17 protein-coding genes are annotated in these 14,762 nt (G+C 63.5%); 5 read left to right on the forward strand and 12 right to left on the reverse strand.

Annotated elements, in window-relative coordinates; translation table 11 throughout:
• Positions 1 to 300 precede the first annotated feature (300 nt).
• The 4 genes from fliP to QCE88_RS00600 all read left to right on the forward strand — a co-directional run bounded on the left by fliP (position 301) and on the right by QCE88_RS00600 (position 2,406).
• Positions 301 to 1,008 carry a flagellar type III secretion system pore protein FliP gene (gene fliP / locus QCE88_RS00585; protein ID WP_404984777.1) on the forward strand — a complete coding sequence of 236 codons (708 nt, stop codon included), beginning with the start codon at positions 301 to 303 and terminating at the stop codon, positions 1,006 to 1,008.
• 10 nt (positions 1,009 to 1,018) lie between these two features.
• Positions 1,019 to 1,288 (forward strand): flagellar biosynthesis protein FliQ, encoded by a 270-nt coding sequence (fliQ, locus tag QCE88_RS00590; RefSeq protein WP_008352562.1) that lies wholly within the window; start codon positions 1,019 to 1,021, stop codon positions 1,286 to 1,288.
• Between the two features lie 8 nt (positions 1,289 to 1,296).
• On the forward strand, positions 1,297 to 2,091 hold the full coding sequence (gene fliR / locus QCE88_RS00595) for a flagellar biosynthetic protein FliR (RefSeq protein WP_309898265.1): 795 nt from the start codon (positions 1,297 to 1,299) through the stop codon (positions 2,089 to 2,091).
• A gap of 135 nt (positions 2,092 to 2,226) precedes the next feature.
• The gene (locus QCE88_RS00600) at positions 2,227 to 2,406 is read left to right on the forward strand and encodes a hypothetical protein (protein WP_309898267.1); all 180 of its coding nucleotides are present in this window, start codon (positions 2,227 to 2,229) and stop codon (positions 2,404 to 2,406) included.
• 134 nt (positions 2,407 to 2,540) lie between these two features.
• Here QCE88_RS00600 and flgL read toward each other — a convergent pair whose 3' ends face one another.
• Both flgL and flgK read right to left on the reverse strand, forming a co-directional pair.
• Positions 2,541 to 3,776: a flagellar hook-associated protein FlgL gene (gene flgL, locus QCE88_RS00605; protein WP_309898269.1), complete on the reverse strand. Its 1,236-nt coding sequence runs from the start codon at positions 3,774 to 3,776 to the stop codon at positions 2,541 to 2,543.
• An 11-nt stretch (positions 3,777 to 3,787) separates the two neighbouring features.
• Complete coding sequence (gene flgK / locus QCE88_RS00610; protein WP_309898271.1) at positions 3,788 to 5,728, reverse strand: flagellar hook-associated protein FlgK; 1,941 nt, start codon at positions 5,726 to 5,728, stop codon at positions 3,788 to 3,790.
• A gap of 42 nt (positions 5,729 to 5,770) precedes the next feature.
• On the opposite strand from flgK, the gene QCE88_RS00615 reads away from it, so the two are divergent.
• Complete coding sequence (locus tag QCE88_RS00615; protein WP_309898273.1) at positions 5,771 to 5,929, forward strand: hypothetical protein; 159 nt, start codon at positions 5,771 to 5,773, stop codon at positions 5,927 to 5,929.
• A 185-nt stretch (positions 5,930 to 6,114) separates the two neighbouring features.
• Here the strand turns inward: QCE88_RS00615 and QCE88_RS00620 are convergent, their stop codons facing one another.
• From QCE88_RS00620 to flgB, 10 genes are all read right to left on the reverse strand, one after another.
• Positions 6,115 to 6,867, reverse strand: a complete 753-nt coding sequence (locus QCE88_RS00620; protein ID WP_309898275.1) for a flagellar regulator YcgR PilZN domain-containing protein — start codon at positions 6,865 to 6,867, stop codon at positions 6,115 to 6,117.
• A 314-nt stretch (positions 6,868 to 7,181) separates the two neighbouring features.
• The gene (gene flgJ / locus QCE88_RS00625; RefSeq protein ID WP_309898277.1) at positions 7,182 to 8,237 is read right to left on the reverse strand and encodes a flagellar assembly peptidoglycan hydrolase FlgJ; all 1,056 of its coding nucleotides are present in this window, start codon (positions 8,235 to 8,237) and stop codon (positions 7,182 to 7,184) included.
• Between the two features lie 16 nt (positions 8,238 to 8,253).
• Positions 8,254 to 9,381, reverse strand: coding sequence for a flagellar basal body P-ring protein FlgI (locus QCE88_RS00630; protein WP_309898279.1), 1,128 nt, complete (start codon positions 9,379 to 9,381; stop codon positions 8,254 to 8,256).
• A 2-nt stretch (positions 9,382 to 9,383) separates the two neighbouring features.
• Positions 9,384 to 10,091 (reverse strand): flagellar basal body L-ring protein FlgH, encoded by a 708-nt coding sequence (locus tag QCE88_RS00635; RefSeq protein WP_309829557.1) that lies wholly within the window; start codon positions 10,089 to 10,091, stop codon positions 9,384 to 9,386.
• 76 nt (positions 10,092 to 10,167) lie between these two features.
• On the reverse strand, positions 10,168 to 10,956 hold the full coding sequence (gene flgG, locus QCE88_RS00640) for a flagellar basal-body rod protein FlgG (RefSeq protein ID WP_309810770.1): 789 nt from the start codon (positions 10,954 to 10,956) through the stop codon (positions 10,168 to 10,170).
• A gap of 35 nt (positions 10,957 to 10,991) precedes the next feature.
• Positions 10,992 to 11,744, reverse strand: a complete 753-nt coding sequence (flgF, locus tag QCE88_RS00645) for a flagellar basal-body rod protein FlgF (RefSeq protein WP_309898282.1) — start codon at positions 11,742 to 11,744, stop codon at positions 10,992 to 10,994.
• A gap of 33 nt (positions 11,745 to 11,777) precedes the next feature.
• Complete coding sequence (gene flgE, locus QCE88_RS00650) at positions 11,778 to 13,031, reverse strand: flagellar hook protein FlgE (protein WP_309898284.1); 1,254 nt, start codon at positions 13,029 to 13,031, stop codon at positions 11,778 to 11,780.
• Positions 13,032 to 13,074: 43 nt separating this feature from the next.
• Entirely contained in the window at positions 13,075 to 13,800 is a 726-nt protein-coding gene (locus QCE88_RS00655; RefSeq protein ID WP_309898286.1) for a flagellar hook assembly protein FlgD, read from the reverse strand.
• Positions 13,801 to 13,823: 23 nt separating this feature from the next.
• Positions 13,824 to 14,249, reverse strand: coding sequence for a flagellar basal body rod protein FlgC (gene flgC, locus QCE88_RS00660; RefSeq protein ID WP_035499295.1), 426 nt, complete (start codon positions 14,247 to 14,249; stop codon positions 13,824 to 13,826).
• A 19-nt stretch (positions 14,250 to 14,268) separates the two neighbouring features.
• Positions 14,269 to 14,748, reverse strand: a complete 480-nt coding sequence (flgB, locus tag QCE88_RS00665; RefSeq protein WP_309898289.1) for a flagellar basal body rod protein FlgB — start codon at positions 14,746 to 14,748, stop codon at positions 14,269 to 14,271.
• Positions 14,749 to 14,762: the final 14 nt, after the last annotated feature.

Consider the following 14,762-nt stretch of genomic DNA (forward strand, 5'->3'; position numbering starts at 1 on the left):
GCGAGGACCACGCCCGATGTGCGTTTACGGTCCCGCCCGCAATAGAACGAGTTAGCGCGGGTTTTCCCCTCTGTTCGCGTCATCGTCCCGCCCCCGGATAGTCAACAATTCAGCCTATCGAAAGAGGCAGGATTTCATGGCTATCACCTTCATCGTTTTCCACGGTCAGCGGTTCGTCGATGTCCTTGCGGGCATCGCGGGCAAGCGTCTCAAGCAGTTCGTCGGCGGGAGCAAGTAATGCGGGTCAGTCGCAACATCGTGCGCGGCGTGAAGCTCGCGCTTCCGGTCGTGATCGGTCTGATGCCGTATCTCGCCTTCGCACAAAGCACCGCGGGCCTGCCCGCTTTCAACACCAGCCCCGGCCCGAACGGCGGCACGACCTATTCGCTCAGCGTGCAGACGATGCTGCTGCTGACGATGCTCTCGTTCCTCCCCGCGATGGTCCTGATGATGACGAGCTTCACGCGCATCATCATCGTGCTGTCGCTGCTGCGCCAGGCGCTCGGCACGACCAGCACGCCGCCGAACCAGGTGCTCGTTGGCCTCGCACTGTTCCTCTCGTTCTTCGTGATGTCGCCGGTGCTCGACAAAGCCTACAACGACGCCTACAAGCCCTTTTCCGAAGGCCAGATCGCAATGGATCAGGCCATGACGCGCGGCGTCGCACCGTTCAAGCAGTTCATGCTGAAGCAGACCCGCGAGGCGGATCTCGCGCTGTTCGCGCGCATTTCGCACGCGGCGCCGATGAACGGTCCCGAGGACGTGCCGCTCTCGCTGCTGGTGCCCTCGTTCGTCACGAGCGAGCTGAAGACCGGTTTCCAGATCGGCTTCACGATCTTCATCCCGTTCCTCATCATCGACATGGTGGTGGCGAGCGTGCTGATGTCGATGGGCATGATGATGGTGTCGCCGACCACCATCGCGCTGCCGTTCAAGCTGATGTTGTTCGTGCTCGTCGACGGCTGGCAGTTGCTGATCGGCTCGCTCGCGCAGAGCTTCGTTTCCTGAGGATCGACAGATGACGCCAGAATCCGTCATGACGATGGCCCATCAGGCGATGTACGTCGCCTTGTTGCTGGCCGCGCCGCTGCTGCTGGTCGCGCTGGTCGTGGGTCTGGTGGTGAGCCTGTTCCAGGCCGCCACGCAGATCAATGAATCGACGCTCTCGTTCATTCCGAAGCTGATCGCGGTGGCGGTCACGCTGGTGATCGCCGGACCCTGGATGCTCTCGACGCTGCTCGACTACATGCGTCACGTCTTCACCATCACGCCCGCGATCACGGGCTGAGCGTCTCGATGTTCTCCGTCACCTATGCGCAACTCAACGGCTGGCTCACGGCGTTCCTGTGGCCGTTCGTACGCATTCTTGCGGTGATCGGCACGGCGCCGGTGCTGAGCCACATGGCGATCCCGATGCGCGTGAAGATCGCGCTCGCCGCGTTCATCGCGCTGATCATCGCGCCGACGCTCGGCGCCATGCCGCAGGTGACGGTGTTCTCGTCAGCGGGCATCTGGATCATCGTCAACCAGTTTCTGATTGGCGCGGCCATCGGCATGACGATGCAGGTGGCATTCGCGGCCGTGGATGCGGCGGGCGAGTTCATCGGCCAACAGATGGGCCTCGGCTTCGCGATGCTCTACGATCCGCGCGCCGGCGGCAACGCGGTGGTCGTGTCACGCTATCTCAACACGCTGGCGATGCTCGCCTTCCTCGTGTTCGACGGCCATCTGCAACTGATCAGCGCGCTGGTCTCCACGTTCCAGAGCGTACCGGTGGATGTGAACGTCGTCGCCTCGGCCGCGCATGCGCAGGGCTGGCGCGTGCTGGTAGGCTATGGCGCCAGCGTCTTTTCCACAGGGTTGCTGCTTGCGCTGCCGATCGTCGCCGCGCTGCTCACTGCCAACCTCGCGCTCGGGATTCTGAACCGGGCCGCGCCGCAGATCGGCATCTTTCAGGTCGGCTTTCCGGTGACCATGCTGGTCGGCTTGTTGCTGCTGCAACTCATGGTGCCGAACCTGATGCCGTTCTTCCAGCGCATCTTCGACGTGGGGCTCGGGCAAATCGGGCGCATTGCCGGCGCGATGCACTGACGCGCTCATTGACCTGTTCCGGCTTATGCCATCAGGCAACGATATCTCGGAATTTCCGTAACGCCTTCGACGTTGGATCGCTGTAGTCTGCCGCCTGACGAATTCCCATCGTCCAATTCTTATAAAGGAAGAGTCATGCACCAACATCAGTCAGTCACGATGCAGAAGATCGATCGAAGCCAGCTTCGCTATTCGCTGGTGTCAGGAGGCGCGACGAAGACAACCAACGCCGTTAATCAGAGCAACATTGACGGGAACAACGTCATCAAGCAGCAGGGCGAAGTCTCTACCTTCAATCCAAAACTCCCCACCTAGCAGCGAGCCCCGGATCCGTCCGCCCGGATCGGCTGGCGGGGTGAAAGCACACCCACCTGTCATGCGCCAATAAAAAAGAGCATCGCGTTTCCGCGATGCTCCTCAAGATCAAGGCCTGGCAAACGCCGCCTCAATCAACTCCCGATGTAATCGAACAGCGACATCTTCTGAATCTGCGAGAACGCCATCTGGGCCGCTTGCAGCGAGGTCTGCGTCAGCTCGTACGAGCTGATCGCCGACACCAGATCGATGCTCGTGAGATTGGCCATGTCGCTTGCCGTCTGCGTCTGGCTGGTCTGCATCGACGTCTGCGTCGACTGCACTTCCTGTTCACGCCCGCCCACTACCGTCTGCGCCGCCAGCACGTTGTTGAACGTGTTGTTGACCTTGGTCCCGGCCGTGCTCAATGCGTTCGTCAGCGCGGCCTGCGCGCCCGGCGTGCCAGTCGGCTGCTTGAGCGCCGCCACGATGTTGTCGAGCGTCGCGAAGATATCGTTGTTGTCGGTGGCCGCCGGTTGCACGGTGAACGTGTCGCCGTTGCCGGGCGTGCCGTCGACCGTCACGCTCTGGCCGCCCAGCTTGATGTCCGTCTTGCCCGTATAAGCCACGTTGGTCGGCAGCGTGGTGTCGGGCGGTGTGGATTCGACCGAATAGGTCGTCGTGCCGTCCGTTGCCGACACGGCGAACGTGATCTTGTACTGGCTCGCGTTGCCGGCGTTGCTGGCGTCGGTGACGCTCACGGCGCTGACCGTGCCGGTGCCGGTGTTCTGGCTGCCGGCGCTCGAGACGGGATCGCTTTCCGTCGGCGAGACGCTCTGGAAGATCGATACGCCCGTGTCGCCCACCGAAATCGAACGGCCTTCGCTGATCTGCACCGAGCGCTGGCCGAAGTCGCCCGAATAGGTCGTGCCGACGCCAGACGAATTGTTGGTGAACGGCGCCGTGCTGCCCTTCAGGCCGGAGAAGATGTAGTTGCCGTTGCTGTCCGTGGTGTTCGCCAGGCCGAAGAGCTGGTCGCGCAACCCCTGGATCGCGGTTGCAACCGAGGTGCGGTCCGCATCGGTGAGCGAGCCGTCGCCGGCCTGCACGACCTTCGTCTGAATGCTTTGGAGCACGCTGCTCACGGTGCCGAGCGTGGAGTCTTCCTGCTGCAGCGAAGACAGCGCCGTCGTCTGGTTCGTGCTGTATTGCGCGAGCGCGCCGCTCTTCAGGGTCAGCTGCACGGCCTGCGCGGCGCCGAGCGGATCGTCGGACGCGGTGAGAATGCGCTTGCCCGACGAGATCTGCTGATACATCGACGCGAGCGTGCTTTGCTGGTCGCTCATCGAAGCGACGTTCATGTTGAAGTACTGGGAACTGGAAATGCGCATCGCGTTGTGCCTCAGTTGAACATGCCGAGCAGCGACTGGAACAGCGTCGCGGCGGTCTGGATCACCTTGCTGTTCGCTTGATAGAGCTGCTGATACTGAATCAGGTTGGCCGCTTCTTCGTTCAGGTTCACGCCCTGCACCGATTGCTGCGCCGTCGTGGCTTGCGAGAGCAGCGCGGTTTGCGCCGTGCTCGTTGCCTTGAGCTGGTTGGTCTGGTTGCCGATCGTGTTCACGTAGTTCGCGTACGAGCTCGTGAGCGTGTCGGTGCCGCCGTTGAACGACTTGGTCGAGACCAGGTTGGACATGGCGAGCGCGTTGCTGCCGTCGCTCGTGCCGCCCTTGTTCTGCGCGATGGTGAACGCGTCGTTGTCCTTCGGCGTGCCGCTGATGGTGGCGGAAATGCCGTTCGCCGAGACCGTCAGGCCGCTCGACGTGTTGTACGGGATGGTCGTGCCCGCCGTGTAGCTGGTGCTGCCGACCGTCACATCGACGCTCGACGTGAAGCCGCCCGCCGACGCACTGTACGTGAGCTTGATGTCCGACGGCATCGAATAGCCGCTCGTGACCGTCGCCGACGAAATCGTCGCCGTGCCGGTGTTCGAACTGCCCGCCGAGGTCACCGCCGGCGACGCCGCGGCCACTGCGGCGCCGTTGGTCGTCGTGAGCTTGAACGCGTCGAGTGCGGCGCGCGTCGGCTGGATCGTGAACGAGTCGCCCTGCTTCACATCGGCGGCGGCCGGCACGGTGATCTTCAGCCCGTTGATGGTCTTGTCGGTGCCGGGATCGATCGTGCCGAGCGAGTTGCCGGTGGCCGGATCGGTCACGTTGAAATTCGTGCCGTTGTACGTGACGGCGAAGTCGTTGGTCGGCGGCTGCGTGCCGTCGACGATCGATGCGCTCACGGTACCCGTGCCCTGGTTGCGCGCGTTGGTCACGATGTTCGGGCTGCCGGCCGCGAACAGGTCCGTGCCCTGGACGCCGTTGAGGTCGAGACCGAGCTTGTTCTGGCTGTTCAGCTGGCTGCTGAAGCTCGTGGCGATGGCGCCGAGCTGCGCTTCGGCCGGGTCGAGCGTCTGCGAGCGGAACGAGATGAGACCGCCGACCACGCCGCCCGTGAGCGCCGAGTTGTCGATGTACTGGGTGTTCGCGGGTGTCTGCTGCGAGCCGTCGCGGCTTTGGAAGGCCACGGTCAGCTCGCTCGGATCCGACGGCGAATTCACCGTCTGCAAGCCATATTGCGTATTGCCGACCACGAGCGGCTGCCCGTTGCCGATGAACACGTTGTAGCTGTTGCCCTGCGACACGACCTGCACGCCGATCATCGAACTGAGGTTCGTGACGAGCTGATCGCGCTGGTCGAGCAACTGGTTCGGCTGCTGGCCGCCGGCCGTGGCGACGTCGATCTGCTTGTTGAGATCGGCGATCTGCTGCGAGTAGCTGTTGATCTGCGAGACCGCGCTCGTCAACTGCGTGTTGACGCTCTGGCGCAGCTGGTCGTACTGCTCGCCGGCCGAATTGATCTGGTCGGCGAGGGTCTGCGCGCTGCTCATCAGCGACTGGCGCACCGCAGTGCTGCTCGCCGAGTTCGCGACGGACTGCAGGCCGGAGAAGTAATTGGTGATGCCCGTCGCGATGCCCTTGGTCGGATCGCCAACGAGGTTGTTGAGCTGCGAGATCAGCGAGTAGTACGTGCTTGCCGCACCGCTCGACGCTTGCGTATTGTTGACCTGGGTCGTCAGGTACTGGCTGTATTGACGCGTGACGGTGGTCGCCTGCACGCCATTGCCGAGATAGCCGGAGCCGGTGTATTGGCCGGCTGCTTCCTGATACTGAACCTTTTCGAGCGTATAGCCGGGCGTCGCGGCATTGCTGATGTTCTGTCCTGTCGTCGTCAGGCCCCACTGGGCCGCATTCAGACCGGAAAGACCAATGCTGAAGATATTGTTGGACATGCGTGAATCCTGTTGAGGCGGCGTGGAGTCGAGCGCTGCCGCATGATTGCCTTGTATATCGGCCGGACGCCGGGGAAATTGAGCTTCACGCGTGGCTTGCATCCGGAGATCGGAGCGATTGGCGCGATCGTGAGTTCGATGCCAACGCTGGACGCTTGTCGCGATGGGAAATTATCGATGGCCGATGTCAATTGCCATTGAGTGAAGAGCGCGGGATTTTCCGGTCAATTCTGCTGATTCGGCGCGCGTTTCTTCGGGCGTGACTTTGGTGAATCCCCTGCACGCCGGCCCATGAACGACGATGCCCCTGTGCAAGACGGCAGTTGCCTGCCGCCCCGCACAGGGGCATGGAGCTGATCGACTCAGCCAGTTACGCGGCGATCACGTTACTTCGCCAGCGAGCGACGCTTCATCTCGAGTTGCGTGATCAGCCGTTGCAGCGTGTTTTCCGCAGAGCCGGGCATCGACGTGAACTTGAAGCCGATCGTATAGCGGCGATCACCCTTGGGCGTCGTCGATTCGCGATGCGAGACCAGCATCATGTCCAGCGTGACCTTGCCGTTCGCGCTGAAGTGCAGTTCAGCGTCCTCCAGCACGATGCCCATCTCCAGTCCCGCGACACGCTCGTCCGTCGTGCGCAACGCGACGCCACCCAGCGAAAGGTCGTGCACCTCGAAGCGGAAGCGCTCGCCGTCCGGAAGCACGCCCGTGCAGATGTACGGATCGAGCACCGGGGCTTCGACGCGGAAATACTCGCGCCGCTGCATGTAGTAGAGCACCGTCGGGAACTCGACTTCGAACGCAGGCCGGCCTTCGAACACGGTTTCGCGCGGCCGCGCCGTGGTGAACTCGACGCGCACGCCTTCAGGCGCTGCATGGAAAATGAGCTTCTGGGCCGCCAGCACACCGCGGTTCTGTTCCGCGACGCCGCCCCAGTCGAAGGTGAAACGATGCGCCGTCACATCGACGTCGAGCAGGCGGGTGACGATCTGGCCGTCGCCGTATTGCGCGGTAAGGAAGTCGCCGCGATTGCCGAGATTGCGCAGCGCAACGCCGATTTCCAGCGGATTGCGTCGCCCGAAATCAACGATCGGTGCAACATCATCGTCGGCAACGTCATGTTTTTGATTGGTGTTCATGGTGCTAGCCGTATTCTCTGTGCTCGCGCATCGCCCTTATCCCCGAACGCCGCGCGTCGCTCCAGGCCCCTATTGGTCCGGAACTTCGATTATTCATGTTAGCGGCTTGCGGTTTTAAAAGTTTAGGGTTCGCCGGCGCAAAAAGTATGTGGTGCGCCGTCCCTTCGAACGTAAAACGTTTGCCGTTGGTCCGGGTCCGAACAATTGCGCTGGGCGAGGCCGCAAACGGCAAATGCCGCCTTCCCAGCAAGAAGGCGGCCGCAACCATCGGCTGATTGGAACAGGAATGCGCGGGCGGCTTGCGCCCGGCTGCGTCAGACGATCTGCTGCATGATCGAAATGAGCTTCTTCGCGTAATGCGGATCGGTCGCGTAACCCGCCTTCTGCATGCCGTGCGCGAAGCCGGCCACGTCGCGCGAAGCCTGGACTACCGGCGCATAGCGCGGGTTGTTGCTGATGACGCTGGCGTAATCGGTCAGCGCGTGCTCATAGGAATCGTAGGCGCGGAACTTCTCCACGACCTTCTGCGGCCGGCCGTTCACGTATTCGGTCGTCACGGCATTGACCGTCTTGCCGGTCCAGTCCTTGGTCGCCTTGATGCCGAAGATGTTGTGGCTCGTCGAACCATCGGCGGCCTTGATCTCGCGCTTGCCCCAGCCGGATTCCAGCGCTGCCTGGCCGATGATGAAGCGCGCCGGAATGCCCGTCGCCGCGCTCGCGGCCTGCGCCGGTGCAGCCAGGCGGTCGACGAACGCATTGACCTTGTCCGAACCGTTACCGCGAGCGGGCGCCTCGAGCGAATCCGCCGCCGAGTAGCCGCGGCCGGCGAGCGCGCTGTTCTTGTTGGCCTGCGCCGCCGAATAGGCCTTCGCCATGGCGTTCATGGCGGCGAGATTGCCCGCGTTGGCATCGAGATCGCCGCCGCCGCCCGACATGCCGCCGAGCGCCTGCATCGCGTTCATCGAGCCTGCTGCGCCGGCGCCGCCTGAGGCGTTCGCCCCGCTCTGGGCGCCGGAATTGCGCATGAGCTGCTTGAGCATCATGTCCGCCACGCCAATGCCTTTCGACGACATCTGCTGCGACAGCTGCTGATCGAGCATCGACGTGAACGACTTCGAATCGTTCGATTCGAACGGGCTGTCGGAAGGCGTTGCGTCGCGCATGCTCTTCAGCATCATCTGCGTGAAGACGGCGTCGAACTGTTTCGCCGCTTCCTTGAGTCCTTGCTGCGGGTTCGCGCCGGCCTGCGCGCGCAATGCGTCGAAGCCCTGCGTGTCGAGCGCGAAACGGTTCGAGAGATTCGAGAGTCCGCCGCTCGTATCGGTCGATGCCAGCGCGGCGCTGGCGATTCCGTTGGTGTTCGCGTTCATGAGTTCTTATACGTTATTAGATGATTTCGAGGTCGGCGCGCAATGCGCCGGCGGCCTTCATCGATTGAAGGATCGAGATGAGATCGGCCGGCGTCGCGCCGAGCGCGTTGAGCGCCTTGACGACTTCGGCGAGATTCGCGCCTGCGTTCAGCATCTTGAGCGCGCCGCTGTCCTGCTTGAGCTGGATCGACGACTCCTTCGCCGCCACGGTCTGGCCGTTCGAGAAGGCGTTCGGCTGGCTCACCGCCGTCTTCGTGTTGATCACGACCGACAGATTGCCGTGCGCCACGGCGCAGTTCTGCAGCGTGACCATCTGGTTCATCACGATGGAGCCGGTGCGTGCGTTCAGGATCACCTTCGCGGCGGCCTGCGCCGGATGCACGTCGATGTTCTGCAGCTGCGCCATGAAGGACACTTGCTGGCTCGGGTCCTGCGGCGCGCGCAATTGAATGGTGCGGCCGTCGAGCGCGAGCGCGGTGCCCGCGCCGAACAGGTTGTTGACCGCCGCGACGATGCGCTGCGTCGTGTCGAAGTCAATGTCGCGCAGTTCCATCTGCATGACGCCGCCCTGCTGCTGCAACGCCGACGGCACCGCGCGCTCGACGATCGCGCCCGCCGAAATGCGGCCCACCGCCAGCTGGTTGACCTGGACCTTGCTGCCGTTCGCGCTCGCGCCTGCGCCGCCGACGACGAGGTTGCCCTGTGCCATCGCATACACCTGGCCGTCAGCGCCCTTCAACGGCGACATCAGCAAGGTGCCGCCGCGCAGGCTCTTGGCATTGCCGAGCGAGGACACGGTGACGTCGATCGCTTCGCCGGGGCGCGCGAACGGCGGCAGCGTCGCCGTGACCATCACGGCCGCGACGTTCTTCAATTGCATGTTCTGCGTGGTGGCCGAGTTCACCGTGATGCCCAGGTTGCCGAGCATGTTGGTGAGCGACTGCGTCGTGAACGGCGTCTGCATGGTCTGGTCGCCCGTGCCGTCGAGGCCGACGACGAGACCATAGCCGATCAGCGGATTGTCACGCACGCCCTGGAACGAGACGAGGTCCTTGAGACGCTCGGCATGCGCATGCGGCATGGAGCCGAGCGCGACGACAGCGGCGGCGAGCGAGAACGAGATGAAACGAAGAAGCGGATTCATGATCAGAACGGCGCGACGTTGAGGAAGAAGCGTTGGAGCCAGCCCATGTTCTCCGCTTCGTCGATGTAACCCTTCGCCGAGTATTCGATCTTCGCGTCGGCGACTTGCGTGGAGTAGACGGTGTTGCTGCCCGAGATGGTCGTCGGGTTGACGACGCCCGAGAAGCGCACGAATTCGTTGCCCTGGTTGATGAGCATCTGTTTCTCGCCGCTCACCATCAGATTGCCGTTGGGCAGGACTTCCGTGACGGTCACGGTCAGCGTGCCGCTGAACGTGTTGGCCGCGCTGGCGCCGCCGGCCGCGGTGAACTTGTTGGCGCCGGTGGCCGAGAGCGTCGTGTTGTTGAACAGCCCGCCGAAGATGCCCGGCGTGGTCGGCACGGCGAACGACGCGTTGCTGCCGCGGTTGGTGTTCGCCGCCGAGGACTTCGTTGCGTTGACGTTTTCCGAGATCACGATGGTCAGGATGTCGCCCATGTTGCGTGGCCGCTGGTCTTCGAACAGCGGGCGGCCCGCATAGCCGGCGTTGTAGATCGCGCCGGGCGAACGCGTGCCGGTGGGCGGCTGCGGCGGACGCGCGGTCATCGGCTGCTGGATGATCGGCTCTTTCGGCACGAGGCCGCACGCGGCGAGCGTCGCGCCGAGCACGGCAACCGTGGCGAGGCGCGAAGCATGAAGCGAAGCGCGCGCGATGAGGTGAAGTGACGACATCGTGATAACTCGTATGAAGCGAAAGATGCATCAGTGTGACGTCATCTCTCCGCTTTTCATCCGTCGAATAAAGGGGTTAAACCTGCATTTGCGAGAGCGTCTGCAGCATCTGGTCGGACGTGGTCACGGCCTTGCTGTTGATTTCGTACGCGCGCTGGGTCTGGATCATGTTCACCAGTTCCTGCACCACGTTCACGTTCGACGCTTCCACATAGCCTTGCTGCAACGAGCCCGCGCCGTTCAGGCCCGGTTGCGACACGTTCGGTGCGCCCGAGCTGCCCGTCTCCGAGAACAGGTTTTCGCCGCGCGCTTCGAGACCGGCCGGATTGATGAAGGTCGCGAGCTGGATCGCGCCGACCGTCGTGTTGGCCGAGGAGCCCGACTGCGTGATCGACACCGTGCCGTCCGAACCGATCGTGATCGACGTCGCGTTCTGCGGAATCGTGATCGCCGGATTCACCTGATAGCCGCTCGATGTGACCAACTGGCCCTGCGCGTTGGTCTGGAACGAACCGTCGCGGGTGTAGGCGGTCGTGCCGTCGGGCATCGTCACCTGGAAGAAGCCCTGGCCGTTGATCGCGACGTCCTTCGAGTTGCCGGTCTGTTGCAGGTTGCCCTGCGTGTACAGCCGTTCCGTCGCGATCTGCTGCACGCCGGTGCCGAGCTGCACGCCCGAGGCCAGCTCGGTCTGCTGCGTCGAATTGGCGCCCGGCTGACGCGTCGTCTGATAAAGCAGGTCCTCGAACACCGCGCGCGAACCCTTGAAGCCGTTCGTGCTCACGTTGGCGAGGTTGTTCGAGATGGTGTCCATCTGCGCTTGCTGCGCATTCATGCCGGTCGCGGCGATGTAGAGAGAGCGATTCATGTTCTTTCGTGTCCTGTAGTGCTGGCGTGCGCCGCTTAGCTGAAGTTGAGCAGCTTGTTGGCCGACTGTTCGTTCTGGTCGGCCGATTCCATCAGCTTGGTCTGCATCTGGAATTGCCGGGCGTTGGTGATCATCGAGACCATCGCGGAGACCGGGTTCACGTTGCTGCCCTCGAGCGCGCCGCCGGCCACGACGACATTCGGGTCCGCGTCGGCGGGATCGCCGGTCGCGGTGCGGAAGAGCCCGTCGTCGCCGCGCGTGAGCGTCGCCGGATCGGGATTGACGAGCTTAAGCTGATCCACGACCGCGATCGCCGTCGGCGGGTCGCCTGGAATCAGCGCCGAGATCGTGCCGTCATGGCCGATCGTCACTTCGGCGCCCGGCGGGATCGACAGCGGACCGCTGTTGCCGATCACCGGCAGATTGCTCGCGTTGACGAGCTGGCCGTTCTGATCCACGTGCAGGTTGCCCGCGCGCGTGTAGGCCTCGCTGCCGTCCGCCGCCTGCACGGACAGCCAGCCCGGGCCCTGAACCGCGACATCGAGCGGATTGCCGGTCTGCTGCACCGGCCCCGCTGAGTAATCCGCAGTGGGCGTCGACGAGAGCACGAAAGTGCGCGTCGTGCCGTCGGCGGACTGGTTCTCGAACGACATCGGCACCTGGCGGAACGCCGCGAGCTGCGCCTTGAAACCCGTGGTCGACGTGTTCGCGAGGTTGTTCGCCACGACGGCCTGTTGTTCGAGCGCCTGGCTGGCGCCGGTCATCGCGGTGTAGATCAGACGGTCCATGAATCGCTTCCTTCGAGCCTATGCGTGCGCTGCTTACAGGTTGATCAGCGTCTGGTCGACGGTCTGCTGCGTCTTGATCGTCTGCGCGTTCGCCTGATAGTTGCGCTGCGCGGTGATCAGGTTCACGAGCTCGCTCGTCAGGTCGACGTTGGAGTTCTCCACTGCGCCGCCCTGCAGCGTGCCGTGGTTAGTCGAGCCGGGTACGGCCACCTGCGCCGCACCCGACGCTGCGGTCTGCGCGTACACGTTGCCGCCCAGATTCTGCAGGCCGTTCTGGTTGTTGAAGTTGGCGATCGCGATCTGGCCGAGTGCCTTCGTCGAGCCATTCGAATAGTTGCCCGTGAGCATGCCGTCCGTGCCGACCGTGAAGCCGGTCAGCTCGCCCGTCGGATTGCCGTCCTGATGCAGGTTCGTGATGCCGCTCTTGGCGCCGTATTGAGTCGTGCCGGTCAGGTCGAGCGTCAGCGTCTGCGTGGTGTTGCCGGTCGGATCAGCGCCGTTCGGGATCGTGAACGTGAACTGCCCTTTGTTCGCCGAGGTCACGCCGCCCGCCGTGTTCGCCGCCGTGCCGGTCAGGGTGCCGGTGGAGTCGAACGAAACCGCGCCGAGATCGGTCGATTTCGACACCGGGTCGCCATAGCCCGCATACGCTTCCCACGAGCCCGTCGCGGTCTTCGTGAAGTAGACGGACACTTTCTGCGTGCCGCCCAGCGTGTCGTACACGTCGACCGAGGTCGATTCGTTGTAGGTGTTGCCGTTGGTCGGGTCGAAATTCAGCGTCTGGTTCGTGTCCTGCGAGTTCAGGTTGAACGCGGCGGTGATGGTCTTCGTGACATTCGGCTGGATGTTGGCCGTCGGCACCGAGAGGGGCACCGTGCTCGCGCTGTTGACCACGCCCGAGGAATCCGCCGCATAGCCCATCAGTTGCAGGCCCGAGGAGTTGACGATCTTGCCGCTGTCATCGAGATGGAACACGCCGTTGCGCGAGTACACCACCGAGCCGTTGTTCGACAACTGATAGAAACCGTTGCCGTTGATCGCGACATCGAGTGCCTGGTTGGTCGTCGTGATCGTGCCTTGCGAGAACTGCTGCTGCACTTCCGACAGACGCGTGCCGATACCGATCTGGTTGCTGACGGCCGTGGCCATCGAGTTGGCGTACATGTCGGCGAACTGCGCCGAGCCTTGCTTGAAGCCGACCGTGTTCGAGTTGGCGATGTTGTTGCCGATGACGTCGAGGTCGCTCGATGCGGCGCCCAGACCGCTCAGTGCCTGTTGATAGCTCATGTGTTTCTCCGTGACGAGTTCGCGCTCGTCCTAAAAATTGAATTCAAAGAATCGAGGCGACGCTCGAGAGCGCAACCGTGGAACCGTTCGAGAGCTTGAGGCCCGGCGCGCCGCCGGACATCTGCACGACGCTCTGGACCTGCGCGGCCGACAGCGTCGTGGCCGTGGCCTGCTGGCCGTTGATCGTGCCTTGCGCGGTGATCGTGTAGCTGCCGTCGGCGAGCGTGGCGCCCTTCGAATCGACCGGCGTCCAGCCCGTCACGGGCACGACGCCCGCGCCCTGCGCGCCGAGGTCGAGCGTGTTCACGATCTGGCCCGACGCGTTCTTCACGACGATCTGCAGGTCGCTCACATCGTTCGCCAGCTGCACGCCGAAGCTCGACGACTTGCCGCTCGACACCGTCATGTCGTTGCCGCTGGACAGCACGTTGGAACCGATCAGCAGCGCGGCCTGCGTCTGCTGGCCGGCCGACAGCTGGGCGGCGAGCGAAGACAGCGACGTATTCAACTGCCCGATGCCCGTCACCGTATTGATCTGCGCGAGCTGCGAGGTCATCTGCGAGCTGTCGGCGGGATTGGTGGGATCCTGGTTCTTCAGCTGCGTCACGAGCAGCGTGAGAAAGGTGTTCTGCAGGTCCGACGCCGACTGCGCGCCGGTCGCCGAGGTCGACGACGACGTCGACGAACTCGACGACGCGCCGTTCATGGTGTCGAGCAGCGTCTGCGACACCGAGGTGCCGTTGCTGCCGATGGTTGTGCTGGTCGTCACGTTACGTTCCTTGGATGTCTGTATCAGGTTCCGATGGTCAGGGTCTTGAGCATCAATTGTTTGGCGGTGTTGAGCGTTTCGACGTTCGCCTGGTAGGAACGCGACGCGGAAATCATGTTGACCATTTCCTGCACGGGGTCGACGTTGGGGAGCGTCACATAGCCGTCCGCGTTGGCCGCGGGGTTGCTCGGGTCGTAGCTGGTTTTCATCGGGCTCGGATCGTCGATCACGCCGGTCACCTGCACGCCGCCGACCTGCTGGCCCGACGCGGTGCGTGCGCCGCCGAGCGGATCGACCGCGAACACGACCTGCTTCGCCTTGTACGGCTGGCCGTCCGGGCCGGTCGTGCTGTCCGCGTTGGCGAGGTTCGACGCGGTGACGTTCAGGCGCTGCGCCTGGGCGGACATCGCCGAGCCGGCGACGTTGAAGATGTTCATTAGAGAGGGCATGGTCTTTCTCCTGTCGTGCTCAGCTGTTCGACGTGATCGCCGACAGCATCGACTTGATCTGCGACGAGAGCACCGTCATGCCGGCTTCGAAGTGCAGCGCGTTGTCCGCGAACTGCACGCGCTCGGCGTCGAGGTCCACTGTGTTGCCGTCCAGCGAAGGCTGGTTCGGCACGCGGTAGGCAAGCTTGCCGTAGTCGTCCGTCGAGCCGCCCGATGTGCCGGACGTCGCCGTACCGCTCATGTGACGTTGCGAAGTCACGGCCAGCGACGCGCTCGTGCTCAGGCTGACGGGCTGCGCCATCTTCAGCGTCGAAGCGTTCGATGCCGTGCCGTTCTGCTTCAGCGCGCCCGCGAGCGCGCTCGAGAATTCGACGTCGCGCGCCTTGTAGCCGGGGGTGTCGGCGTTGGCAATGTTCGACGACAGCAATTCCTGCCGATATGCGCGCACGTCGAGCGCTTCACGGCCAAAAGCGAATTCCTTGTCGAGTCTGTCTAGCATTCCGGTTTCTCCTG

The organism is Caballeronia sp. LZ035 (assembly GCF_031451175.1).
Classification (GTDB): domain Bacteria; phylum Pseudomonadota; class Gammaproteobacteria; order Burkholderiales; family Burkholderiaceae; genus Caballeronia.